This window comes from Ferrovibrio sp. GW821-FHT12F09, from assembly GCF_058806775.1.
This window is the reverse complement of the sequence record NZ_JBXAPZ010000002.1, coordinates 1,335,285-1,360,218: the sequence shown is the minus strand read 5'-3', so window position 1 is coordinate 1,360,218 and position 24,934 is coordinate 1,335,285. Positions and strand designations below refer to the sequence as shown.

23 protein-coding genes are annotated in these 24,934 nt (G+C 65.6%); 16 read left to right on the top strand and 7 right to left on the bottom strand.

Going from position 1 to position 24,934, the window contains the following annotated elements:
* The first annotated feature begins 2 nt into the window (after positions 1 to 2).
* The gene (locus tag AC1ROB_RS19675; protein ID WP_492969411.1) at positions 3 to 1,550 is read left to right on the top strand and encodes a gamma-glutamyltransferase family protein; all 1,548 of its coding nucleotides are present in this window, start codon (positions 3 to 5) and stop codon (positions 1,548 to 1,550) included.
* A gap of 100 nt (positions 1,551 to 1,650) precedes the next feature.
* On the top strand, positions 1,651 to 2,208 hold the full coding sequence (locus AC1ROB_RS19670) for a VUT family protein (protein WP_492969412.1): 558 nt from the start codon (positions 1,651 to 1,653) through the stop codon (positions 2,206 to 2,208).
* On the opposite strand, the gene queC is transcribed toward AC1ROB_RS19670, so the two are convergent.
* From queC to AC1ROB_RS19650, 4 genes are all read right to left on the bottom strand, one after another.
* Positions 2,205 to 2,918, bottom strand: coding sequence for a 7-cyano-7-deazaguanine synthase QueC (queC, locus tag AC1ROB_RS19665; RefSeq protein ID WP_492969413.1), 714 nt, complete (start codon positions 2,916 to 2,918; stop codon positions 2,205 to 2,207). The genes AC1ROB_RS19670 and queC overlap by 4 nt on opposite strands.
* A 20-nt stretch (positions 2,919 to 2,938) precedes the next feature.
* Positions 2,939 to 5,545 (bottom strand): TRAP transporter permease, encoded by a 2,607-nt coding sequence (locus AC1ROB_RS19660; RefSeq protein WP_492969414.1) that lies wholly within the window; start codon positions 5,543 to 5,545, stop codon positions 2,939 to 2,941.
* Between the two features lie 119 nt (positions 5,546 to 5,664).
* Positions 5,665 to 6,639 carry a TAXI family TRAP transporter solute-binding subunit gene (locus AC1ROB_RS19655; RefSeq protein WP_492969415.1) on the bottom strand — a complete coding sequence of 325 codons (975 nt, stop codon included), beginning with the start codon at positions 6,637 to 6,639 and terminating at the stop codon, positions 5,665 to 5,667.
* Positions 6,640 to 6,886: 247 nt separating this feature from the next.
* A complete protein-coding gene (locus AC1ROB_RS19650; protein ID WP_492969416.1) occupies positions 6,887 to 7,810 on the bottom strand; it encodes a LysR family transcriptional regulator in 924 nt (307 codons plus the stop codon).
* A gap of 191 nt (positions 7,811 to 8,001) precedes the next feature.
* Between AC1ROB_RS19650 and AC1ROB_RS19645 the strand changes: the two genes are divergently transcribed.
* Positions 8,002 to 9,261, top strand: a complete 1,260-nt coding sequence (locus AC1ROB_RS19645; protein WP_492969417.1) for a D-amino acid dehydrogenase — start codon at positions 8,002 to 8,004, stop codon at positions 9,259 to 9,261.
* Here AC1ROB_RS19645 and AC1ROB_RS19640 read toward each other — a convergent pair.
* The 3 genes from AC1ROB_RS19640 to AC1ROB_RS19630 are packed head-to-tail and all read right to left on the bottom strand — an operon-like array spanning position 9,258 to position 12,355.
* A complete protein-coding gene (locus AC1ROB_RS19640) occupies positions 9,258 to 10,112 on the bottom strand; it encodes a beta-keto acid cleavage family enzyme (RefSeq protein WP_492969418.1) in 855 nt (284 codons plus the stop codon). The two genes, AC1ROB_RS19645 and AC1ROB_RS19640, sit on opposite strands and share 4 nt — an antisense overlap.
* Positions 10,112 to 11,446, bottom strand: coding sequence for an aspartate aminotransferase family protein (locus AC1ROB_RS19635; protein WP_492969419.1), 1,335 nt, complete (start codon positions 11,444 to 11,446; stop codon positions 10,112 to 10,114). Before AC1ROB_RS19635 ends, AC1ROB_RS19640 begins: the two co-directional genes overlap by 1 nt.
* Positions 11,447 to 11,449: 3 nt before the next feature.
* A complete protein-coding gene (locus tag AC1ROB_RS19630; protein ID WP_492969420.1) occupies positions 11,450 to 12,355 on the bottom strand; it encodes a MurR/RpiR family transcriptional regulator in 906 nt (301 codons plus the stop codon).
* Between the two features lie 169 nt (positions 12,356 to 12,524).
* On the opposite strand from AC1ROB_RS19630, the gene AC1ROB_RS19625 reads away from it, so the two are divergent.
* The 13 genes from AC1ROB_RS19625 to AC1ROB_RS19565 all read left to right on the top strand — a co-directional run bounded on the left by AC1ROB_RS19625 (position 12,525) and on the right by AC1ROB_RS19565 (position 24,868).
* On the top strand, positions 12,525 to 13,439 hold the full coding sequence (locus tag AC1ROB_RS19625; RefSeq protein WP_492969421.1) for a LysR family transcriptional regulator: 915 nt from the start codon (positions 12,525 to 12,527) through the stop codon (positions 13,437 to 13,439).
* Between the two features lie 99 nt (positions 13,440 to 13,538).
* Positions 13,539 to 14,342 (top strand): putative hydro-lyase, encoded by an 804-nt coding sequence (locus AC1ROB_RS19620; protein WP_492969422.1) that lies wholly within the window; start codon positions 13,539 to 13,541, stop codon positions 14,340 to 14,342.
* Positions 14,343 to 14,367: 25 nt separating this feature from the next.
* Positions 14,368 to 15,444: a TRAP transporter substrate-binding protein gene (locus tag AC1ROB_RS19615; RefSeq protein ID WP_492969423.1), complete on the top strand. Its 1,077-nt coding sequence runs from the start codon at positions 14,368 to 14,370 to the stop codon at positions 15,442 to 15,444.
* An 8-nt stretch (positions 15,445 to 15,452) separates the two neighbouring features.
* A complete protein-coding gene (locus AC1ROB_RS19610) occupies positions 15,453 to 16,094 on the top strand; it encodes a TRAP transporter small permease subunit (RefSeq protein ID WP_492969424.1) in 642 nt (213 codons plus the stop codon).
* On the top strand, positions 16,094 to 17,461 hold the full coding sequence (locus AC1ROB_RS19605) for a TRAP transporter large permease (protein WP_492969425.1): 1,368 nt from the start codon (positions 16,094 to 16,096) through the stop codon (positions 17,459 to 17,461). Before AC1ROB_RS19610 ends, AC1ROB_RS19605 begins: the two co-directional genes overlap by 1 nt.
* A gap of 12 nt (positions 17,462 to 17,473) precedes the next feature.
* Positions 17,474 to 18,154: a DUF2848 domain-containing protein gene (locus AC1ROB_RS19600; protein WP_492969426.1), complete on the top strand. Its 681-nt coding sequence runs from the start codon at positions 17,474 to 17,476 to the stop codon at positions 18,152 to 18,154.
* 26 nt (positions 18,155 to 18,180) lie between these two features.
* Positions 18,181 to 18,909, top strand: coding sequence for a 5-oxoprolinase subunit PxpB (pxpB, locus tag AC1ROB_RS19595; protein WP_492969427.1), 729 nt, complete (start codon positions 18,181 to 18,183; stop codon positions 18,907 to 18,909).
* Complete coding sequence (locus tag AC1ROB_RS19590) at positions 18,906 to 19,955, top strand: 5-oxoprolinase subunit C family protein (protein WP_492969429.1); 1,050 nt, start codon at positions 18,906 to 18,908, stop codon at positions 19,953 to 19,955. The genes pxpB and AC1ROB_RS19590 overlap by 4 nt, the downstream gene beginning before the upstream one ends.
* A gap of 16 nt (positions 19,956 to 19,971) precedes the next feature.
* Positions 19,972 to 20,745 (top strand): LamB/YcsF family protein, encoded by a 774-nt coding sequence (locus AC1ROB_RS19585; RefSeq protein WP_492969430.1) that lies wholly within the window; start codon positions 19,972 to 19,974, stop codon positions 20,743 to 20,745.
* Between the two features lie 160 nt (positions 20,746 to 20,905).
* Positions 20,906 to 21,556: a TetR/AcrR family transcriptional regulator gene (locus tag AC1ROB_RS19580; RefSeq protein WP_492969431.1), complete on the top strand. Its 651-nt coding sequence runs from the start codon at positions 20,906 to 20,908 to the stop codon at positions 21,554 to 21,556.
* Positions 21,557 to 21,695: 139 nt separating this feature from the next.
* Positions 21,696 to 22,718, top strand: coding sequence for a Bug family tripartite tricarboxylate transporter substrate binding protein (locus AC1ROB_RS19575; protein ID WP_492969432.1), 1,023 nt, complete (start codon positions 21,696 to 21,698; stop codon positions 22,716 to 22,718).
* 73 nt (positions 22,719 to 22,791) lie between these two features.
* Positions 22,792 to 23,328, top strand: a complete 537-nt coding sequence (locus AC1ROB_RS19570; protein ID WP_492969433.1) for a tripartite tricarboxylate transporter TctB family protein — start codon at positions 22,792 to 22,794, stop codon at positions 23,326 to 23,328.
* Positions 23,329 to 23,341: 13 nt separating this feature from the next.
* Entirely contained in the window at positions 23,342 to 24,868 is a 1,527-nt protein-coding gene (locus AC1ROB_RS19565) for a tripartite tricarboxylate transporter permease (protein ID WP_492969434.1), read from the top strand.
* The last annotated feature ends 66 nt before the right edge of the window (positions 24,869 to 24,934 follow it).

The following is a 24,934-nucleotide window of genomic DNA, read 5'->3' as shown; positions in this document are numbered from 1 at the left end:
CCATGTCCTCGAATCTCAATCGTACCCTGCAGTTCCGCAAATCCGCGGCCAGCAGCCGTCGCGGCGTTGTCGCGGCCCAGAACCAGAAGGCGGCCGATGTGGGCGCCGAGGTGCTGCGCGCCGGTGGCAACGCCATCGACGCCGCGGTCGCCACCTCCTTCGCGCTCGGCGTGCTGGAGCCATGGATGAGCGGTGTTGGCGGCATCGGCTATATGCAGGTCTGGGATGCGAAGGCAAAAAAGGCACATGTGATCGATTTCAGTGCGATCAGTGCGTCCGGGCTCGATCCGGCCGACTACCCGCTGGCGGGCGGCCAGGATGACAGCATGTTCGGCTGGCCGAGCGTGCTGGAGGACCGTAACATCTACGGCTATTCCTCGATGGCCGTGCCCGGCGTGGTCGACGGCATGCGGCTGGCGCTCGAAACCTTTGGCACTCGCAGTTGGGCCGAACTGCTGGCGCCGGCCATCGCGCTGGCACAGCGCGGCATGGAAGCCGACTGGTTCCTCAGCCTGCAGGTCACCGGCGCAGCGCGCAACCTCATCAAGTCGCCGGCAGCAAAGGCGGTCTTCCTCGCCGATGGCCTGCCGCCCAGCGCCGAAGCCGGCGGCTATCTGAAAAACGACGCCCTGCATGCCACGCTGGAGCGTCTGGCCAAGGCCGGCGCGCGCGACTTTTATGAAGGCGAGCTGGCGAAGAGCATCCTTGCCGATCTGGCAGCCGGCGGTTCGAAGATTTCCGCCGCCGATCTGAGCGGCTATCGCGCCCGGCTGCTCGAGCCGCTGCGGTATGAGTATGGCGGCAAGACCGTGCTGCTGCCGCCCAATCTCACCGCCGGCCCGTCCCTGCGCGACGCCTTCGAAGTCGCCGGGCCGAAGCTCGACCGCAAGGGCCTGAGTGCCCAGAGCTATGTCGCCTATATCGAGGGCCTGACGGCGGCCTACGAGAAGCGGCTGGCCGGCATGGGCGATGCCGATAATGGCAAAAGCTGCACCAGCAATTTCTGCATCGTCGATGGCGATGGCAACATGGTGGCGGTGACGCAAACGCTGCTGGCCGCTTTCGGCAGCTGCACCATGCTGCCGGCCAGCGGCATCACCATGAACAACGGCATCATGTGGTTCGACACCCGCCCGGGCAATCCCAATTCGATCGGCGCCGGCAAGCGTCCCTTGAGCAACATGCTGCCCACCTTGGTGCTCGATAACGGCAAGCCCTGGCTTGCGGTCGGCGCTTCCGGCGGTCGCCGCATCATGCCGGCGGTCATGCAGATCCTTTCCTTCCTGGTCGATTACGGCATGCCGCTGGAAGCCGCGTTCCATCAGCCGCGCATCGATGCCAGCGTGATGGGGCAGCCCTGGTACGATCCGCAGCATGACCATGGCGTGCAGGAGGCCGTGAAGGCGCGCTTCCCCGGCGCGGTGCCGAAACGCCGCGATCCGCTGCCGCTGCATTACGCCTGTCCGGCGGCGGTGATGTTCGGGGCCGACGGCCTCTGCAGCGGCATGGTCGAGATCGCCCAGCCCTGGGCCAGCGTCTCGGCCGCCTAAGGAAAAGATCAGGCAGATCAAAGGCTAATCCGGCCGGGCTTGCCTCCGGCCGGGGCTGGCCGTATATCCCGCCGCGCGTTTTCATTCAGGGACCAGGATCATGGATCGCCAGCGTTTCGAGGGCTTTGCCTATCTCGCCGCCTTTATCGCCTGCGTGCCGGCGGCCAACTGGCTGATCGGCAATGTCGGTACTGTCTGCATCCCGAAAGGGCCCTGCCTGATCCCGGTCGCGCCCTTCGGTATCACGGCGCCCAGCGGGGTGCTGATGATCGGCCTGGCGCTGGTGCTGCGCGATCTGGTGCAGCGCCGCCTGGGCAAGGGCTGGACGCTTGGCGCCATCATCGTGGGCGCGGCGCTCTCCGGTCTGGTGGCGCCGCCGGCGCTGGTGGCGGCGAGCGTTGCCGCCTTCCTGCTGTCCGAACTGGCCGATTTCGCCGTCTACACGCCGCTGCAGAAGCGCGGCCTGATCCGCGCCGTGCTGCTGTCCAGCCTGGTCGGGCTCTGTGTCGATTCCGTGGTCTTCCTGCAGCTTGCCTTCGGCAGCCTCGATTATCTCGGCGGCCAGATCATCGGCAAGCTGTGGATGGTGCTGCTCAGCATTCCGGTGATCCGGCTGCTGCGCGACCGCGACCAGCGGCTGGGCATCGCGGCGGCCTAAACGCCGCGTTTCGCCTTCATGTCAGCGATGGCCTGCAGCCAGTAATCGGCATCCTCGTACTGCGTCGGGTCGGGCACATCGGCCAGATGGAAGGCTTCGCGCCGTTCCACGCAGGTACCGCAGCGGCCGCAATGTCTTTCGCCGCCCTTGTAGCAGCTCCAGGTCAGGTCATAAGGCACGCCGAGCCGTGACCCTTCGGCGACGATGCCGGCCTTGTCGGTGCCGGTGAAAGGCGCGTAAAGCTCGATCTCCCACATGTCTTCCAGTGCGCAGTCCTGCATGGCGCGGAAGGCATCGACGAAAGCCGGACGGCAGTCGGGATAGATGAAATGGTCGCCACTGTGCACGGCGATGCCGACGGCTTCGGCCTTGGCGCCGGCGGCGATGCCGAAGGCGATGCTCAGCATGATGGCGTTGCGGTTGGGCACCACGGTGGACTTCATGTTGTCCTGGGCATAGTGCCCGTCCGGCACCGCATCGCCGCCGCTGATCAGCGACGAGGAGGTGAGGAAACGGCCCAGCCCGGCGATATCCACCACGTCATGGCGCGCGCCAAGTTCGGCGGCGATCCGCGCGGCATGTTCGATCTCGCGGCGATGGCGCTGGCCATAGTCGAAAGAAATGAGGCGGTCGAGCTTGCGCTCGACCGCCACTTTGTAGGCCAGGGTGACAGAGTCGATGCCACCCGAACAGAGAATGACGGTCTTCATGGGACCGTTTTTTACGCCGATCAGGCGGCTTGCGCCACTCCCTGATCGATCCGGCGGCGGCGGATCTGCCACAGGATGATCAGGCCGTAGAGCAGAATGGCCGGCGCTGCGACCCAGTAGGGATTGGGGCGCGGATTGGGCACCTTCACCCCGATCACCGCGTTGCCGGCGCGCACCTGCAGCTTGGCGGCTTCCGAACTCGGCCGCACCGAGCCGACGACGAAGCGGTCGCCCTGCTGGGTCACGGCGATGCCGGCGGCCTGCAGTTTCTCGGCCGCCGTGGTGCCGCTGGCCAGATTCAGGCGGATCGACTTCTCGACATCGTCGCCATCGCGATCCTGCGCCAGCAGGCGGAAGCGCACGGCATCGCCGGCCGGGGTCCGGTCGACCACCTGCAGGAACTGGGCGGCCGGCACATCCTGGTACGGCGGGATGATCTGATCCATCCAGTAATTCGGCCGCAGCAAGGTGAAGCAGACCAGCAGCAGCAGGACCACTTCCGCCCAGCTGCATTTGGTCAGCAGCCAGCGCTGGGTGGCCGCCACGAAGGCGCCCATGGCAATGGTGGCGCAGATGACCACGACGAGGAATTCGCCCACGCCGCCCACATCGATCATCAACAACTGGGTGTTGAAGATGAACATGAAGGGCAGCACGGCAGTGCGTGATTCATAGATCGTCGCCTGCCAGCCCACCTTCATCGGGTCGGCGCCGGCAATCGCGCCGGCGGCATAGGCGGCCAGGCCCACCGGCGGCGAGACGTCGGCCATCAGGCCGAAGTAGAAGACGAACATATGCACGGCGATCAGCGGCACGATCAGGTCGTTCAGCTGGGCGATTTCCACCACCACCGGTGCCATCAGCGTGGCGACGACGACATAGCTGGCCGTGGTCGGCAGGCCGGTGCCCAGCACGATGTTGATGACAGCCACCAGCATCAGCATGATGACGAAGTTGCCGGCCGAGAGGAACTCGACCACTTCCACCAGCACGAGGCCGATGCCGGTCAGCGTCACGGTGCCGACGATGATGCCGGCGGCTGCGGTGGCGATGCCGACAGCAGCCATGTTGCGGCCGCCGGTTTCCAGACCGCTGACAAAATCGGTCCAGCCCTGTTTCCAGCGCGCCGCCATCTCGCCTTCCTTGCGGAAGAACGCGGTCAGCGGATGCTGGGTCAGCACCACGGCCGCCATGGCCACGCAGCCCCAGAAGGCCGACAGGCCGGGCGACAGTTCCTCGATCATCAGGCACCAGATCAGCACCCCGACCGGCAGCAGGTAATGCAGGCCGGTGCGCGCCGTCTCGAAGAAATCGGGCACGGTGACCAGGGGCTGGGTCGGATCGTCGATCGGCAGGTCCGGGTTCTTGGCGCGCAGGCGCACCAGGCCGGCATAGGCGATCACCAGCAGCACCAGGGCGATCCAGGTGGCGGCGCCGCCGAAGACGTCGACCATCCAGCCCAGGCCGTATTTGACGATGCCGCAGAGGATGATGAAGCCGCAGATCGTCATCAGGCCGCGCAGGGCCGATGACGCGATGCTGCGCGTGCGGGTGAGCGGAATGCCCTTCATGCCGGCCTTCATCGCCTCGATATCGACGATGTAGAACAGCGCGCCGTAGGTCATGATCGCCGGCAGGAAGGCATGCTTCACCACCTGCGAATAGGGGATGCCGACATATTCAGCCATGATGAAGGCGGCGGCGCCCATCACCGGCGGCATCAGCTGTCCGTTGACGCCGGCGGCCGATTCAATGGCGGCGGCCTGCACCGGCTTGTAGCCGACGCGTTTCATCAGCGGGATGGTGAAGGTGCCGGTGGTCACCACATTGGCGACCGACGAGCCCGAGATCATGCCGGTCAGGCCCGACGACACCACGCCGGCCTTGGCCGGGCCGCCACGGAACTGGCCGAGCAGCGAGAAGGCGACCTGGATGAAATAGTTGCCGGCGCCGGCTTTCTCCAGCAGCGCGCCGAACAGCACGAACAGGAAGATGAAAGCGGTGGAAACGCCGAGCGCCACACCGAAGACGCCTTCGGTGGTAAGCCAGAACTGCGAGGCCGCACGGTTCAGGGACGCGCCCTTGTGCGAGATCATCTCGGGCAGCCAGGGGCCGGTGAAGACATAGACCAGCAGGATGATGCAGGTGATCGGCATCCAGATGCCGTCGGCGCGACGTGAGGCCTCCAGCAGCACCAGCACGCCGATCACCGATACCGTGATGTCGGCCGGCGTCGGCAGGCCGGGCCGGGTGGCCAGGGCGCGGTAGAACACGACGAGATAGAGCACGGCGGCAATCGACAGGCCGATGAAGATCCAGTCATAGGCCGGGATGCGGTCGCGCGGCGCTTTGGCGCTGGCCGGATAGGCGGCGAAGGCGAGGAACAGCGCGAAGGCGAGATGGATGCAGCGCGCTTCGGTGTCGTTGAAGATGCCGATATGGAAGATGAAGGGCAGCGGCGAGGCATACCACAACTGGAACAGCGACCAGGCGATGGCGGTGAAGGCGATGGCTTTGGTGACGATCGGGCCGGGATGGCGGCCGCCGCGGTCTGCCATCTCGACGAGCGCGTCGAGATCGACATTCTGCGGGATGTTTTCGCCCGCACCTTGGGATTTGCTAGTCATGGTAACTCACCGGATTGTGGATTTTGTGCCGCCCGTGGGCGGGATGACGGCTGCCTGCCGTCATAGAGAATGGGCGGCCCGGCCGATATTGGTGGCAGGGCCGCCCATCGCAGGCCGGATTACATCCAGCCCTTCTCCTTGTAGTACTTCACCGCGCCGTCATGCAGCGGGGCCGAATTGCCGTCCTTGATCATCGCCTTCGGGTCGAGGGCGGCGAAGGCCGGATGCAGCTTCTTGAACTCTTCGAAATTCTCGAAGGTGGCCTTGACCAGCTGGTACACGGTCTCGGTGTCGACCTTGGACGACGAGACCAGGGTGGCCAGCACGCCGTAGGTGGTGGTCGCCTGCGGGTTGTTGCTGTACAGGCCGGCCGGGATGGTGGCCTTGGCATAGTACGAATTGGCAGCAACCAGCTTGTCGACGGCCGGGCCCGTGATCGAGACCAGCTTGGCGCCGCAGCTCGTGGTCGGGTCCTGGATGTTGGCCGAGGGATGGCCGACGCCGTAGAAGAAGCCGTCGATCTTGTTGTCGCACAGCGCCGGGCCATGCTCATCGGCCTTCAGCTCGGAGGCGAGCGCAAAGTCGCTGAGCTTCCAGCCCAGGGCGCCGATGAACTCTTCCAGCGAGTTGCGGGTGCCCGAACCGGGATTGCCCACGTTGAAGCGCTTGCCCTTGAAGTCCTCGAACTTGGTGATGTTGGCTTCCTTGCGGGCCAGCACCGTGAAGGGCTCCGGATGCAGCGAGAAGACCGAGCGCAGTTCCTTGAATTCGCCGGCATCCTTGAACGGGCCGACGCCCTTCAGCGCCTGGTAATGCACGTCTGACTGGGCGGCGCCGAAATCGAGCTCGCCACCCTTGATGGTGTTGATGTTGTAGCCCGAGCCGCCGGTCGATTCGACCGAACAACGGATGCCGTGGACCTTGCGGTCCTTGTTGAGCAGGCGGCAGATCGCGCCGCCGGCAGCGTAGTACACGCCGGTCACGCCGCCGGTGCCGATGGTGACGAACTTCTGCTGCGCCATGCCGGCGCCCGGCAGGGCGGCCAGCAGGGCGGCGCCGAGCGCACCCATCGCAAGCTTGTTAGCAAACTGCATGATCACTTCTCCTCCGTAGGGAGCAGTCGCCGAGATTGGCGACTGCCGTAATGAGCCGTTGAATGCCGCATGATGGCGGCGGGATCGGACAGATGCGGAGCGCTCATGTCGGCCCGGCTGCACCCCGTTGCAGCCCTGGCCCGCTCCGCGCACCGCCCTGTGATAGCGGAAAGCCTGTCGGTTCCGCCATGCGTATCGGTGCCTGTCCCATAACCCAGTGGTATGGATACCGGCAGGGCCGGTCCCGTCAAGCCCGTTGTGGCCGTTTTGCCGCTGCCAGTGCGGCTGAAACGCTTTTTTCGGTCTGTGCCAAAAGGGCTATGAACTTGCGCGCCAGCACCGAGGCGGGCTGGTGTTTGGCGCGAATCGCCTGCACCGAAAAGCCGATGACCGGCTGCAGCGGACGGGCCGTTACCAGGGCCGGATCATGGGCGGCGGCGGTATACTGGTCGACGATGGCGGCGCCGGCGCCGCGGGAAACCAGGGAAAGTGCGATCTGGTTGGTTTTGACCTCGACAATCGGCCGCAATTCCACATCCGAGAGCTTGACCGCGGCGCCGAAGGCGGCGCCCAGCGGATCGTCGCTGCGCAGGCCGATGAAGGGATGCCGGCGGAACCAGTCGATCTTCACCGTCGGCGTCAACTGCGGTTCCATCGCCTTGGGGAAAATCCCGTAGAACTGCGCCGCCGCCAGGGTCTGGATGTCCAGGCCGGGATGCGGCTGCACGTCGAAGCCGATCCCTAAGTCCACCTCGTGGTTCAGCACGACCCGCACCAGATCGGCATATTGCCGTGTCTCCACCTCGAAACTGACATCGGCATGCTTCTGGCGGAATTTGGTGATCGCCAGCGGGATCAGGTCGATGCACAGCGCTGGCGCCGCAGCGATACGCAGATGCCCGGTGGTGGCGGCGCCCAGGTTGCGCGAGAGTTTGCGCAGGTTGTCCAGGCCGCTGATGATGCGCTCGCTTTCGGCATGCAGCACCTGGCCCTCGCGTGTCGGCAGCAGGCGGCCTTTCACGCGGTCGAACAGGCGATAGCCGAGCTGGTCCTCGGCGCGCAGCAGCAGGCGGGTGGCGGCGGGCTGCGAGATATTCAGCAGCTTGGCCGCCGCCGTGATCGTGCCGGTCAGCATGATGGCGTGGAAGACTTCGAGATGGCGGAGTTGCATGTCTGATCCGGCGTGTGTGCGAGGCGCACTGTAGCGACACTGTAGCGCTGTGGTGAATTTTCCCCAAGGGTTGGCATAACCCAATGTTATGGACCATGCCTGCAACGGCAGTGGCGACGATGCCCTCTGCGCGCCTAGCTTGTACGGGACGCTCGCCGCATCTCCCCGCGGCGGCGCAATCGGAGTCTGGCATGAACATCGTGGTGATCGGCTCGGGCGTGGTGGGCATGACAACCGCCTGGCGCCTCGCCCGCGACGGCCATCGCGTCACCGTGGTCGATCGTGCGCCGGCAACCGCCCAGGGCGCGAGTCACGCCAATGGCGCCCAGCTCAGCTATTCCTATGTCGCGCCGCTGGCAGCGCCGTCGGTATGGTTCGACCTGCCGAAATACCTGTTCGGCCGCAGCTCGCCGGTGCGTTTCCGCCCGACGCTGGAGCTGTTCCAGTATCGCTGGCTGCTGAAATTCATGGCCGCCTGCAACCGGCAGGAGGCTTACGCCACCACCGACAAGCTGCTGCGGCTGGCCTATTTAAGTCGTGACGTGCTGCATGCCGCCAACGACATCCATGGTCTCGATTTCGTCTGGAACCGCGCCGGCAAGCTGGTGCTGCAGGGCGATGCGGCCGGCCTCGATGGCGCCCGCGCGCAGGTCGACTACCAGAGCCGCCTTGGCAGCGTGCAGCAGGTGCTGGACCGCGATGCCTGCCTCGCCGTCGAACCGGCGCTGAAAAGCATCGCGCATCGCATCCATGGCGGCGTCTATACGCCCAGCGAGGAAGCCGGCGATCCCTATCGCCTGTGCATGGGCATCGAAAGCCTGCTCACCGGCGACAACAGTGGCGTGACATTCGTCTACGGCGCCCGGGTGCGCCGCCTGCTGCGTGCCGGCCATCGCCTGCTCGGCGTGGAAACCACCGACGGCAATGTGCTGGAGGCCGATGCCTATGTGCTGGCCGCTGGCGTCGCCAGCCGGCGCCTGGGTCTCACCGCCGGCCTCGATCTGCCGATCTACCCGATCAAGGGCTACAGCCTGTCGCTGCCGATTGCGCGCGACGATGCCGCTCCGCGGGTTTCGATCACCGATACCGACCACAAGGTGGTCTATGCCCGGCTGGGCGAAAAACTGCGAGTGGCCGGCATGGCCGATATCGTCGGCATGAATGACAGCATCGACCCGAGCCGTCTCAACCAGCTGGTCAAGCAGGCGCGCGAGACCTTTCCCGCCGCCTCCACCTGGCAGCAGATCGAGCCGTGGACCGGCCTGCGCCCGGCGACGCCCAAGGGCCTGCCGATCCTGAACGGCAGCGGCATCGACAACCTGCTGCTCAATGTCGGCCATGGCGCGCTCGGTTTCACCCTGGCCTTCGGCTCGGCCGAAGTGATCGCGGCCTCGCTTGCCGGCCGGCCCGCGCCAGTGCCGCTGGACGATTTCGCGCTGAGCGCTGCCTAACGCAGATTCTGGAGGTAATGCCGCGCCGTTGCCGCATCGGCAATGCTGCGACCCATCACGCCGGCATGAGTCACCGTCTGGCGTACCAGCGCGCCATTGTCCGGCGCCGGTGTGCCGTCGCTGAGCAGCGTGTTGTTCTCGAAGCCGATACGGGCATGGCCGTTCAGCGCCAGCGCCGCCAGCGCGCAGGCCGATTCCTTCGGCCCGAAGGCGCAGACCGCGAATTCGCCGTCGCTCGCCGTCCAGTCATGCATGAAGGGCAGCAGGTCGCTCGGTTCCGAACGCTGGCCGGCAGTATAACGGCCGAGCACGAACAGCACGAAATGCTTGCTCCCCGGAATGATGCCGCGCGCTTTCAGCTCGTGAAAGCGCTGCACGTCATCGGCGGCATAGAGGATGTACTGCATCATCACGCCGGCCTTGTAGAGTTCGGCCAGGAAAGCAGCGCCCTCGGCCTCGGCGGTTTCATCCGGCAGGATCTCGCGCACGGCGAGGCTGCAGGCCTCCGGCATCAGTGCCCGCATCGCCGCCATCTGTTCCTGGCGGTTATAGACGCCGGCGGCTTCCGAGGTCGCCTGGATGATGATCTCTTCACCGGCCTCGCGCCGCACCGCCTTGATGGCGGCGCGGTAGAGGTCGGCATCCAGCGAATGTCGGCCGCTGGCCGGTTCCCGCACATGCAGGTGGATCATGGATGCGCCGGCCTCCAGGCATTGCGCGGCGCAAACGCCCAGTTCGTCGGCGCTCAGCGGCACCGCCGGATGATCGGCCTTCAGCTTGCGGGCGCCATTGGGGGCCACGGCGATGACGGCCGGCGCCAGCACGGCCGGAACGATCGGCAGGCCGGACATCAGGCCACCGCCTTGAGCGAGACGTCGACGGCCTCGCCCAGCTTTTCGACGATCAGGTCGATATCGGCGCTGGTGCAGATGAAGGGCGGGGCGAGCAGCACGTGGTCGCCATGCAGGCCGTCGATGGTGCCGCCCATCGGATAGACCATCAGGCCCAGCTTCATGGCTTCCTGCTTGATGCGGGCATGCAGCTTCTTCGCCGGATCGAAGGTTGCCTTGCTGGCGCGGTCCTGCACCAGTTCGATGGCCTGGAACAGGCCGCGGCCGCGGATATCGCCGACATGGCGGTGGTTGCCGAAGCGGTCCTGCAGGCGGTCCATCAGATGTGCGCCCATGGCTTTCACATTGTCCAGCAGATGGTCGCGTTCGATCACCTGCTGCACGGCCAGGGCCGCGGCGCAGGCCATCGGATGGCCCAGATAGGTATGGCCATGCTGGAAGAAGCCGGAGCCGTTCTTGAACGCATCGAAGATATGCTGGCCCAGCAGGATGGCGCCGATCGGCTGGTAGCCGCCGCCCAGGCCCTTGGCGATGGTCATGATGTCGGGCGCGATGCCGTCCTGCTCGCAGGCATGCAGCGTGCCGGTGCGGCCCATGCCGCACATCACTTCATCGAGGATTAGCAGCACGCCATACTGGTCGCAGATCTCGCGGATGCGCTTGAAGTAGCCGGGCGCAGCCGTGACGGCGCCCAGCGTCGCACCCACCACCGGTTCGGCGACGAAGGCGATCACGCTGTCCTTGCCCAGCTCCAGGATCTTGGCTTCCAGCTCGTTGGCGGCGCGCAGGCCGTAGGCTTCCGCCGTCTCGTTATCGCGGCGGTCGCGATACTCAAAACACGGCGCGATATGATGCGCCTCGATCAGCATCGGGGCGAACTGCTGGCGGCGCCAGGCATTGCCGCCCACCGACAGCGCGCCGACCGTGTTGCCGTGATAGCTCTGGCGCCGCGCGATGAAATGCTTGCGCTGCGGCTCGCCGCGTTCGACGTGATACTGCCGCGCCATCTTCAGAGCCGCCTCGATGGCCTCCGAGCCGCCCGACACGTAATAGACATGGCTGATACCCTTGGGTGCCGTCTCGATCAGGCGGTCGGCCAGCTTTTCGGCCGGCTCGGTGGTGAAGAAGCTGGTATGGGCGAAGGCCAGCTTGTCGGCCTGCTCGTGCATGGCGCGGGTGATGTCGGGATGGCCATGGCCCAGGCAGCTCACCGCGGCGCCGCCCGAGGCATCGATATACTGCTTGCCGCTGGCGTCGATGATGCGGATGCCTTCGCCGCCGACGGCGACCGGATAGGCATGGTTGATGCTGCGATGGAGGATGCGGCTCGGCATGACTTACGACTTTCTGCTGCGGGACGGTTTGCGGGACCAGTAGGTGGAAAAGGCGCCGAGCTGATGCTCGGCATTGGCGATGGCATCCAGGGCCGTGTTGCCGGCCCGCGCCGCCACCAGCGCGATCAGGCTTTCGGCTACAGCAAAGGCAGGCGTGACGGCATGGAAGAAGGAGGGCGTGTCGGTCGGCACCAGGATGGCGTGGCGCGCACGCGCGGCAATCGGCGAGACCCGGCTGTCGGTGATCGCCACGATCTGGCAGCCGCGTTCGGCGGCATACTGCATGCGTTCGATGGTGGCGGTGGCATAGGGCGCCACGCTGGTGACCAGCAGCACATCCTGGCCGCCGGCATGGCGCAGGGCATCGATGCCGGTATCGCCGGCGCCGTCCAGCAGCAGGCCGTTGTCGCGGAACAGGCCGTAGACATACTGCGCCTGGAAGGCCACGGCGTAGCAGGAGCGCAGGCCGAGGAAATACACCCGGCGCGCCCGGTCGATCAGGGCGGCGGCGGCGATCAGGCTGGCGATGCCGGCCTCGTCATGGCTGGCGGCGATATGCTCGGCCATGGCCCAGCCGATCTGGGCGGCCAGCTTGGCCTCGCCGCTCTGCTGCTGGCGCTGCTGCAACTGTCCGGCCTTGGCGCTGAAGCCGGCACCCGCCGGGGCCGGGCCGCGCCGCAGCGCCGCGGCCTGCAGATCCCGGAAGGCGGCGTAATCGGCAAAGCCGAGCTGGCGCGCGAGGCGCGTCATGGTCACCGCCGGCACGCCGGCACGGCGGGCCTGTTCGCGCATCGACAGCAGCGCCACATCGTCGGGATGCTCCAGCACGAAGCGCGCCGCCGTCTGCAACTGCGGCGGCAGGCCGGAAAAGGCGGCGGCAATGCGGTCGGCAAGCGAGGACGGGGCCATGGGGCGGCATTCAACCGTGCTTCGGCCGGCCTTGCAACAAGTGATTCATAAATTAACGAATTGAAACATTCGTTGCAGTGCGGCAGGCCGGGCGGGGCTTGCCCGGACGCTTGCCTTGGCCCGATAAGCCGCGCTTATAGTATTTTCCGGTTTCCATCGGAATATCATCATGGCCGACCTGCGCAATCTCGAAACCTTCGTCTGGGTCGCCCATCTCGGCGGCTTCCGCTCCGCGGCCGAGAAACTCAATACGACGCAGCCGGCGGTGTCGCAGCGCATCGCCCTGCTGGAAGCCGAATTCGGCGTGCGGCTGTTCGACCGCGAGCCACGCGGCGTGGCGCTGACGGCCAAGGGCAACGAATTGCTGCCCTATGCCGAACGCATGCTGCAGTTGCATGCCGACCTGCTGCATGCGGCGCGCGAGAAGAAGGCGATGCGCGGCATCGTGCGCCTCGGCGTGGCCGAGACCATCGTGCATACCTGGCTGTCCAAACTGATCGAACGCATGCATGCGGTCTATCCGGCGCTGACGCTCGAGATCGAGGTCGATACCTCGCCGCTGTTGCGCGAACGCCTGCTGTCGCATCAGCTCGACATCGCCTTCGTGCTCGGGCCGATCAGCGAGCCGCGCATGAAAAACGTGGCTTTATCGAGTTATCCGCTGGCCTGGATCGCCAGCCCGTCGCTCGATCTGGGCGCCGAGCCGGTGCCGCTGGCAACCCTGGCGCGCTGGCCGATCATCACCTATCCGCGCAACACCCGGCCCTATATCATCATCCGTGAAATGATGACGCGGTCCGACATGCCGGCCCTGCGCATGTATGGCAACGCGTCGCTCTCCACCATCGTGCGCATGACGCTCGACGGCATCGGCATCTCGGCGATTCCGCCGCTGATCATCCGCCGTGAGCTGCAGGAAAAACGCCTGCGCGTGGTGAAGGCCGAACAGAATCTGCCCGATCTGAACTTCCATGCCTGTTATCCGGTCAAACCCGACAGCTATCTGGCCGAAGCGGTGACCGAGATCGCCCGCGAGATGGCGGCGGCCGAGGCGAAGCGGCGCGAAAAAAGGCTGCGAGCCTGATTTTTAACCGATAAGAATTTCTTATCGGCTGCCATCGGAACTCCCGATTGGACAGTCATGCACCCGTCATGATGCGATGATCGCGGACTGGAGGGGTGCATGAACGCCATTGCGTCAGGGACAATCTATGCCAGCGGCCGCGAGGCCCGGCAGGCCATTCGCCGCGGCGACCATCGCGGTCCCACCGCCGGCATCGCGCCGGGTTTCGTGCAGGGCAACCTGGCCATCCTGCCGCGGACGCTGGCCGACGACTTCTTCCGCTTCTGCCAGTTCAACCCCAAGCCCTGTCCGCTGCTGGCCGTGTCCGAGCCCGGTTCGCCGCGTCTGCCGGTGCTGGGCGATGACCTCGACATCCGCACTGACATCCCGCTCTATCGCGTCTGGCGCGACGGCAAACTGGTCGAGGAAGTGCCCGACCTGAAAGCCGTGTGGCGCGACGATCTGGTGGCGTTCCTGATCGGCTGCTCGTTTTCCTTCGAAGAGGCGCTGATCGAGGATGGCATCCCGCTGCGCCACATTGCCGCCGGCACCAATGTGCCGATGTACCGCACCAATATCCCCACCACGGCGGCCGGCCCGTTCCAGGGTCCGCTGGTGGTCTCCATGCGGCCGCTGAAGCCGGCCGATGCGATCCGCGCCGTGCAGATCACCTCGCGCTTCCCCGCCGTGCATGGCGCGCCGGTGCATCTGGGCAAGCCCGAACTGCTCGGCATCAAGGATCTGGCGAAACCCGATTACGGCGATCCGGTCGAGGTGAAGGATGATGAACTGCCGGTCTTCTGGGCCTGCGGCGTCACCCCGCAGTCGGTGATCGCCACCGTGAAGCCGGACTTCTGCATCACCCATGCGCCGGGGCACATGCTGGTGACCGATCTCAAGAACAGTCGTTTAGCGATTCTGTAATCTGTCCATCCAACAGGGGGTAATGATGACGATGAAGACTCTGCTGACTGCGGTCAGCCTGCTGGCAGCCACGGCTGCCACCTCGCCCGTTCTGGCCCAGGCCCTGCCGGCCGGCCCGAAAGTGTCGATCACCATGGCGACCCAGCCGGGTCCGGCCCTGCCGCAATACAGCAAGGTCGATGTGCCGATGCTGAAGGAAGGCGTGCCGGTCAAGAGCGGCGGCCGCATCGAGATCAAGCTGGCCAGCTGGCCGGAAATGAACCTCAACGGCCCCGAGATCATCCGTCTCGTGCGCGCCGGTCAGGTCGATATCGGCGCCGCCCCGCTCGCCACCGTGTCGGGCGACGTGCCGTTCCTGGATGGGGCCGATCTCGCCGGCCTCAATCCCACCATCGAACAGGCCCGCAAGGTGGTCGATGCGCTGGTGCCGCTGGCCAACCGCGAGCTGGAGCGCTTCAACACCCGCATCATCGCGGTCTATCCCTTCCCGGCACAGGTGCTGTTCTGCCGCACGCCGGTCACCTCGCTGGCCGAGCTGAAGGGCAAGAAGGTCCGCACCAATGGCGGCTCGATGAACGACTTCATGAACCATATCGGCGCCCAGCCGGTCGCCATCGGCTTCCCGGAAGTCTACGGCGCGCTGGAACGCGGCGTGGCCGATTGCGCCATCACCGGCACGTCGTCCGGTAACGGCGCGAAGTGGTATGAAGTGGCCAAGCACATGTACACGCTGCCGCTCAGCTGGTCGACCTCGGCCTACATGGTCAATGTGCAGTGGTGGAACAAGCTCGATCCCGCCGTGCGCGACTTCATGGCCAAGACCATGAAGGAAGTGGAAGACGCCCAGTGGAAGCTCGGCGTGGAAGCCACCGAAGACGGCATCGCCTGCAACAGCGGCAATGCTGCCGGCTGCAAGATCGGCACGCTGGTGACCAATGCGCCGATGACCATCGTGCGCGAGAAGCCGGCCGACGTGGCCCTGCTGCGCCAGGCTGTCGGCGATGCCGTGCTGCCCGCCTGGGTCAAGCGCTGTGGCGAACGTTGCGGCAAGGTCTACGAGCAGGTGATCCAGCCGATCACCGGCGTCGCCCTCAAGCCCTGAGTTTACGCGTGACCGCCACTCCTCCGGCGGCTGGCGCCGCTGCGGCTTCTGCCGCAGCGGCCGCCAGGCTCCGCCGCCTGATCGAAGTCGCCTGCCGCTGGATGAATTACACCGCCGGCTGGGTCTTCGTCTTCTGCGCGCTCTTCGTCACCTTCGACGTGCTGGCGCGCGCCTTCCTCGGATTCTCCTCACAGTCGACCACCGAGCTGACCGGCTACATGCTGGCCTTCGGCATCGCCTGGGGCCTGCCGCATGCGCTGGCCACCCGCAACCATGTCCGCATCGACATGATCCTGAACAAGGTGCCGCTGCGCGGCCGCCAGTATCTGCATCTCTTCGCGCTCACGCTGCTCGGCGTGCTGGCCGGATTCTTGAGCTTCGGCGCCATCGAGCTGGTGCAGGAAAGCCTCGATTTCGGCGCCACCGACAACAGCCTGCTGCGCACGCCGCTGGCGCTGCCGCAGGGCCTGTGGGCCGTCGGCATCGTGGTCTTTTTCCTCCTGATCGTCGCCATGCTGGTCGAGACGCTGCTGCTGATCCTGGCCGGCCAGGCCGAAGCCGTCGATCGCCTGCTCGGTCCGCGCACCTATACCGAAGAGGCGGCCGAGGCGCTCGAAGCCGTCGCCGTCAGCCGTCAGGACGTGAAATAATGATTGCCGTTGTCTTCCTGCTGATCCTGCTCGGCATCACCGTTGCCAGCGCGCTGACCGGCGGCGGCAGCGCCCCGGTCGCCGAAATCATCCTGCTCGTCGGCGTGATGTGCACCTTCTTCGGCTCCGGCGTCTATATCGGCGCAGCGCTCGGCGCGCTCGGCCTTCTGGCCGGCTTTGCGTTCTCGGACCGGCCATTCTGGAATTTCCTCGGCCAGATGACCTGGGGCCCAAGCAGCAGCTTCGTGCTGGTCGCCGTGCCGCTGTTCCTGCTGATGGGCGAGATCCTGCTGCGCGCAGGATTATCCGATAAGCTCTACCGCGCGCTCAATGTCTGGCTCAATCGTCTGCCCGGCGGGCTGCTGCACACCAACATCGCCGCCAGCGCCATCTTCTCGGCCATCTCCGGCTCCAGCGTGGCGACGGCCGCCACCATGGGCTCGGTGGCGCTGCCGTTTTTCAAGAACACAAAATACAGCCCGAAGATGGTTCTGGGCTCGCTCGCCGCTGGCGGCGCGCTCGGTAATCTCATTCCGCCGGGCATCACCTTCATCATCTATGGCCTGATCACCGAAACCTCGGTCGGCGCGCTGTATATCGCCGCGCTCGGTCCCAGCCTGCTGGTGGTGGTGCTGTTCATCGGGCTGATCGTCATCCATGGCCTGCGTCATCCGATTGCGCCGGAAGGCCCGGCGATTCCGCTCAGCGTCAAGATTGCCAGCCTGAAGGACCTGGTGCCCACCGCGCTGCTGATCCTGCTGGTGCTGGGCACCATCTATGCCGGCATCGCCACGCCCACCGAGGCCGCAGCTTTGGGCGTTACTGGCGCGCTGCTGTTTGCCCTGGTCGGCGGCAAGCTGACCCTGAAGATGATCCATGACTCGGCCGAGGCGACCGCGCGCACCACGGCCATGATCGGGCTCATTCTCTTTGGCGCCTATCTGCTCAACTTCATCCTCACCAGTCTGCGCGTGCCGCAGATGATGGCGGATACGGTGGCCGGCCTGCCGCTGCCGGGCTGGGCGATCATCGCGCTGATTATCGGCTTCTACCTGGCGCTCGGCACCTTCATGGAGGGCTTCTCCATGATCCTGACCACCATCCCCATCGTCTTCCCGATCGTGAAGGCGCTGGGCTACGATCCGATCTGGTTCGGCGTCATCGTCACCATGCTGGTCGAGATCGCCATGATCAGCCCGCCCGACGGCACCGTGCTGTACGTATTACAGGGCATGAGACCAGACCGGGGGCCGATCAGCGACGTCTTCTCCGGCGTGCTGCCCTTCATGCTCGTCTATATCTTCGCCATCGTGCTGATGATGGTCTGGCCGGGCATCGCGCTCTGGCTGCCGGCGCAGTTTAACTGAGGAATACCGCGTATGCTCACCTTCGACCGCTTCTGGCAGGACCGCCGCGACCGCGTGGCCGTGCAGATCGACACGCTGATCGTCGCCGGCTGGGCCGGCCGCGATGCCCATGCCATCGAGCATCATATCGAGGAACTGGCCGCCATAGGCGTGCCGCGTCCCAGCAGCGTGCCGCTGTTCTACCGCATCGGCACCGGCCAGCTCAGCCAGACCACGCATCTGCAGGTGCTGGGCCCGGATACCTCGGGCGAGGTCGAGCCGGTTGTCGTGTCTCTGGCTGATGGCCTCTGGGTCACGGTCGGTTCCGACCATACCGACCGCAAGGCGGAATCGATGGGTGTGGCGCTGTCCAAGCAGCTCTGCTCGAAAGTGGTCGGCACCGGCCTGTGGCGCTATGACGATGTGGCAAAGCACTGGGACAGCCTGATCCTGCGCGCCTGGGCCACCATCGACGGTCAGCGCGTGCTCTATCAGGAAGGCGCGGTATCGGGTCTGCGCAGTCCCGACGACCTGATGACCCGCTATCGCAACGAAGCCATGCTGCCGCCCGGCACGCTGATGTTCGGCGGCACGCTGGGCGCCATCGGCGGCATCCGGCCCAGTTCGCGCTTCGAGATCGAGCTGGAAGACCCGGTGCTGAAGCGCAAGCTGTCACATGCCTATGATGTGGAAGCGCTGCCTGTTGTCGCCTGAGCGCTGACGCCGTTAGACTTGAGGTCATGAGCGCCTATCCCCAGATCCGGTCCTTCGGCGACACGGCCTTCAGCGTCGAGTTCGGCGAGGGGATCGATCGCGCCGTCAATGCCATGGTGATGGCGCTGCATGCGGCGCTGATGGATGCAAAGCCCGCCGGCCTGATCGAGACCATCCCGTCCTTCCGCGCCCTGCTGGTGCAATACGATCCGCTGGTCACGGCCCGCGCCGATCTGGAAACCCAGGTGCGCGGGCTGTTTGCCGGGCTGAAACCCGCGCAGCGCGCCGGCCGGCTCTGGCGCCTGCCGGTCTGCTACGCGCCCGAATTCGGCCCTGACCTGGCCGAGGTGGCCGAGCGCTGCAAGGTGACGCCCGAGCAGGTGATCGCCACCCATACCGGCGGCCGGTATTTCGTCTACATGCTCGGTTTCATGCCGGGCCTTGCCTATATGGGCGGGCTCGATGCGTCGCTGCATCTGCCGCGCCGGTCCTCGCCGCGCACGAAAGTGCCGCAGAGCTCGGTCGCCATCGCCGAGTCCATGACCACGATCTACCCTTGGGAAAGTCCGGGCGGCTGGCATCTGCTCGGCCGTACGCCGCTGCGGCTGTTCGATGCCGCGCGCGCCGAACCGATCCTGTTCGCCGCCGGCGACGAGGTGACCTATGTCGCCGTCTCGACCGGTGACTATGCCGCCATGGCGCGGCAGGTGGAGCAGGGCGCGTTCGACTATGCGGGCCTGCAGGTGAAGGAATGACCGCCGGTTTCCTCGATATCATCGCGCCCGGCCTGATGACTTCGGTGCAGGATCTCGGCCGCCGCGGCCATCAGGCGCTCGGCATGCCGGTGGCCGGCGCCACCGATCCGCTGGCGCTGCGGCTGGTCAACAAGCTTGTCGGCAACGACGAAAACACCGGTGCGCTGGAGATCGGTTTCCTCGGGCCAACCTTCACCGTGAATGCCGAAGCCGTGCGCGTTGTCTTCGGCGGCGCGGCGAAACTCACCCTGCAGCCGGCCGGCAATGGCGAGGCGCGCGCCCTCAAGCCCTGGCGTTCTGCTTTGCTGAAGCGCGGCGACAAACTCGCGATTGGCGCAGTGGAAGAGGGCAGTGTGGCCTATCTTGCTGTCGAAGGCGGCTTCGCGATTGCGCCCTTCATGGGCAGCCAGTCGACCTACATGCGCTCCGGCCTGGGCGGCTTCGAGGGCCGCGCGCTCAAAGCCGGCGATCAGCTTCCTCTCAATCGCGTTGCACAGGAAGGCGACGAGCGCGAAGCCTCTGATGCCATCGACTACGGCAGCGGTCCCATCCGCGTCGTGCTCGGCCCGCAGGAGGACCGTTTCACGCCGAAGGGCATCGAGACCTTCCTCGCATCGACCTACACCCTGACCAAGGAAGCCGACCGCATGGGCATCCGGCTGGAGGGCGAGAGCGTCGAACACACCCGCGGCGCCGATATTGCCTCCGAAGGCGTGGTCAGCGGCTCGATCCAGGTGCCAGGCAACGGCAAGCCGATCATCCTGATGGCCGACCGCCAGACCACCGGCGGCTATACCAAGATCGCTACGGTGATCTCGGCTGACTTACCCCGCGTCGGTCGCATGAAGCCCGGCGACACGCTTACCTTCACAGCCATTGGCGTGGCCGAAGCCGAGGCGATCCGCCGTACCCAGGAACAGATGCTGAAGCGCCTGATCGATGGCATCCGCACGGCTTTGCCCGATGTCACTCTCGACCTGGATGCGCTATATACGCAGAACCTGATCAGCGGCGCCGTCGATGCCCCCAGCGGGCACTGGCGCTAAGGCAAGCGAGGCCTCCATGACCGTGAAGACCAACCTGAACAGCGATCTCGGCGAGAGCTATGGCGCCTGGACCATGGGCGACGACGCGGCGATGCTGGCCGTGGTCGGCACCGCCAATGTCGCCTGCGGCTTCCATGCCGGCGACTGGAGCGTGATGCAGGCCACCGTGGCCGAGGCCGTGAAGAACGGCGTCTCCATCGGCGCGCATCCCTCCTACCCGGACCTGCAGGGCTTCGGCCGCCGGCCGATGACCATGAGCAACAAGGAAGTCGAGGCGCTGATGGCCTATCAGATCGGCGCGCTGATGGGCGTCGCGGCCACCAAGGGGGCTAAGGTCACCCATGTGAAGCCGCATGGCGCCATCAACAACAAGGCCGCTGTCGACATGGACCTCGCCATGGCATTGGCGCGCGGCATCGCCGGCGTGTCGAAGGATCTGATCTTCCTGGCGCCGGCCGGCTCGGCCATGGTTGCAGCGGCTGCGAAAGCCAACCTGCCGGTGGCGCAGGAAGTCTTCGCCGATCGCAATTACGACGACGAGGGCAACCTGGTGCCGCGCGGCCAGCCGCATGCCATGGTGCATGACAATGACGAGGCGCTGCGCAATGTGCTGCGCATGGTGCAGGAACGCGCCATCGTCTCGGTCAGCGGCAAGCGCATCCCCTGCAATGTCGATTCCATCTGCGTCCATGGCGACAGCGTCGGCGCCGTCTCGATGGCCCGGCATATCCGCGCAGGACTCGAACAGGCCGGCGTCAGGCTGGTGACCCTGCCGGAGATGATCGGGTAAGGCCTCCAGTCTTTCCATCGTCATTCCCGCGCAAGCGGGAATCCAGAGTCTGGAGCTCAGGCCTTTCCCCTGGGTCCCCGCTTTCGCGGGGACGACGGCGCAGAGCTATACCTTGACGTCGCCCCCCGTCGCCCGGCAAGACTGGGTGAGGGGAGACCGCATGCCGAAGTCGAAAGCCGCAAAACCAACCGCCACGAAGCCACGCCAGCCGGACGTGACGCGGCGCAACATCCTGGATGCGGCGCTGGTGGAATTCGCCGCCCATGGCCTGGCCGGCGCCCGGGTGGACGAGATCGCGGCGCGCTCCGGCTCCAACAAACGCATGATCTACGAGTATTTCGGCAACAAGGATGGCCTGTGGCTGACCGTGTTGGAACGCGCCTATGAACGCATGCGCGAGGAAGAACACGCCATCGACGTTGCCCGCATGTCGCCGGTCGAGGGCATGCGCTACCTGATGGAATTCAATTTCAAATTCTGCTCGCGCAACCCCGAATTCATCGCGCTGCTGAATGCGGAAAACCTGCACAAGGCCAGCTTCCTCAAGGATTCCAAGAAAATCCGCGAGCTGTATACGCCGCTGCTGGTGGTGATCACCGATTTGCTGCAGCGCGGCCAGCGCGACGGGGTGTTTCGCAAGAATGTCGATCCCGTCGAGCTTTACACCACGATTGCGGCGCTCGGGTTCTTCTATTTTTCCAATATCCATACCCTGTCGACCATTTTCGGCCGCAACCTCCTGTCGCCGAAGCAGCAGAAAATCCGCATGGAACACTCCATCGAGGTTGTGCTCGGCTATCTGCGGCCCTGATGCAGCGCAGCAGGCCGGTCTTCGCCCAAGGTCGAATTTCGTAACTGACCGGTTACTTCCCCGTTGACAAGTTTGCCCGGCGACGGAATGCTGGGGCCAACAACAAAGGACCATCGGTCCATAAACGGAGGAAACCACCATGCAAGGCAGTCTTGCCATTCGTATTGCTGTCGCCGCATTTGCGGTCGGCACCCTGGGTCTCGTCGCCCAGCCGGCCGCCGCGCAGGCGACCTGGAAGCCGACCCGCCCGATCACCGTGATCGTGCCCTGGGCCGCCGGCGGCTCCACCGACCAGGTCATCCGCATCACGGCGGCCGAGCTGGAAAAGGAACTCGGCCAGAAGATCGTCGTGGTGAACCAGCCCGGCGCGTCGGGTTCGATCGGCACCAAGAGCGTGCTGGAAGGCCCGAAGGACGGCTACACCTGGGCCTCCGGCGCCGCCAAGGATATCGGCTCCTATGCCGTGTCCGGCCTGCTCGACACCACCGCCAAGGACTGGGATTTCTATCTCACCGTGGCGAACCAGTCGGTGATCAGCGTCAATCCGAACACCCCCTACAAGTCCGTCGCCGAGCTGCTGGCCGCCATGAAGGCCAAACCGGGCCAGGTGTCGTTCTCCACCGCCGGCGTGAATTCCTCGGGCCATTACGGCTCGGAAGCGCTGTCGCGTGCGGCCGGCGCCACCTACAAGCATGTCTCCTATGACGGCGGCAACCCGGCGGTGATCTCCACCGTCGCCGGCGAAACCGAAGTGACCAGCCAGCTCGGCGTCGAGCAGATCGAAATGATCCGCGGCAAGCGCCTGCGCGCGCTGGCCGTGCTGGCCGACAAGCCGCTGGTCGTCGACGGCGTGCCGCCGATCGAGCCGATCACCAAGACCCTGCCGAACTTCCGCACCGAGACCAACTACTTCGGCATCTTCCTGCCCAAGGGCGTGCCGGCGGAAGTCACCGCCACGCTGAACAAGATCTGGGACGAGAAGATCAAGACCTCGGAAGCGCTGAAGAAGTATTCGGCCGACAAGGGCGCGATCTTCGACCCGCGGTCCGGCGAAGATGCCAAGAAGGCGTCCTTCCCGGCGATCCAGGGCGCTGCCTGGATCCTGCAGGAAGGCGGCAAGGCCAAGATCAACCCGGAAACCATCGGCATCCCGAAGCCGTAATCCGGTGTGAACACCACGGCCGCCTGGCTTGATCCGAGCCGGGCGGCCGATTGTTTTTAACGGGAGTGCGATCATGAGTGCAGGCGAAGACGAGGCGAAGGTCGTTCCCGCGCGGTCCGATGTCTGGTGGGGGATCGGCTGGGTGGTGCTCGGCCTCGCCATCACCTGGGGCGCGGTGAAGATGGACCGCCTCGAGAACCTGCATATCAATCCCTACACGATCCCGGGCCTGCTGCCCGGCATCCTCGGCATTTTCATCGCCTTCTTCGGCGTGATCCTCGCCATCCGCACGATCCGTGCCGGCGCCTTCGCCGCACCGCAGGGACAGTCTGCGGACGAGCGCGCGGAGTCGCGGGTTGCCTGGCAGCGCGTCGTTCTCACCGCGGCGATCTGCGTGACCTTTGCGCTCGGCCTGATCGGACGCGGGCTGCCCTTCTGGGCCACCTCTGCGGCCTTCATCTTTTCCTTCGTGACGATTTTCCAGTGGAAGGAACGCGGCGCGGCGAACCAGCGCCTGCGCGGCCTGCTGGCGGCCGCCGGCGTTGCCATCGGTGGCGCCGCCGTCATCACCTTCATCTTCCAGGAACTCTTCCTGGTGCGGTTGCCGTAAGCGGGGATTCAGTATGTTTGAAGGTCTTGTCCTCCTCGGCTCCTCGCTGGCCAGCTTCCTCGGTCCCTGGCAGCTGTTCTATGCCTTCGGCGCCACGCTGGCCGGCATCATCATTGGCTGCATGCCGGGCCTCAGCGCCACGCTCGGCATTGCCTTGTTCACCACGCTCACCATCCGGATGCCGCCCAATGACGCCATCCTGATCCTGATCTGCGCCTATTCGGGTGCGATCTACGGCGGCAGCCGCACGGCCATCCTGCTCAACATCCCGGGCACGGCGGCCAATGCCGCCGCCTGCCTCGACGGCTACCAGCTCGCCCGCCAGGGCCAGGCCGGCCGCGCCATGGGCATCGCCACCACCGGCTCGGTGGTCGGCTCGATCTTCGGTATCATCTGCCTGGCGCTGTTCACGCCGCTGCTGGGCGAAGTCGCGCTCACCTTCGGCGCCTTCGAATTCTTCTGGCTCACCATGTTCGGCGTCATGATGTCGGGCAGCATCACCGGCGAGGATGCCCTGAAGGGCTGGATCATGGGCTTCCTTGGCCTGTTCATCGCCCTGATCGGCCAGGACGGCATCCATGCCTATGATCGCTACAGCTTCGGCATCAGCGATCTCACCGGCGGCTTCTCGCTGATTCCCTCGCTGGTCGGCGCCTTCGGTTTTGCCGAAGTGCTGACCGTGATGAAGGAGCGGCAGGCGCGGCCGGCGATCCACACGGTCGACTCCGTCTTCCCGCGCTTCGGCGACGTGATCAAATACTGGCGCACCGTGCTGCGCTCCGGCGTGATCGGCGTCTATGTCGGCATCCTGCCCGGCGTGGGCGAGGACATGGCGGCCTGGAGTTCCTATGCCGCCGCGCGCCGCGCCAGCAAGGAAAAGGAAAAATTCGGCAAGGGCTCGATCGAAGGTCTGATCGCCGCCGAAACCGGCGACAACGCCTCGATCCCCGGCGCCATCATTCCCTCGCTGGCGCTCGCCATCCCCGGTTCAGCCCCGGCCGCCGTGCTGCTCGCCGCCATGATGATCCATGGCGTGCGCCCGGGTCCGATGCTGATGATCGAAAGCCCGCAATTCGTCTATGACGTGGTGGCGATGAACCTGATGGCCACCGTGGCCATGCTGTTCTTCGGCCTGTTCCTGGTGCGGCCGCTGCTGATGGTGCTGCAGATTCCGCGCACCTACATCATGGCGATCATCTTCGTGCTCTGCACCGTCGGTTCCTACTCGCTGGCCGGCCGCCTGTTCGACGTCTGGACCATGATCGGCTTCGGCATCGGCGGCTATATCCTGCGGCAGAACGGCTATTCCATGGCCCCGCTGGTGCTGGGTCTGGTGCTGGGCGATCTGATGGACAAGAGCCTGCGCCGCGGCCTGGTGCTGTCGGATGGCGACCTGACGCCGTTCTTCACCCGGCCGATCTGCGTGGCGCTCTGGGTGGTCGTCGTCATCATGCTGCTGATGAGCATTCCCGCCACGGCCAAGATCATCCGTGGCCAGATTCAGGCGGCGAAGACCCGTCTCGGTTTCGGCGGCGCCTGAGTCATGGGCGCATTGACGATCCGGCTCCCGTCCCGTTATAAGTAACTGAATGGTTACTTCAGGAAG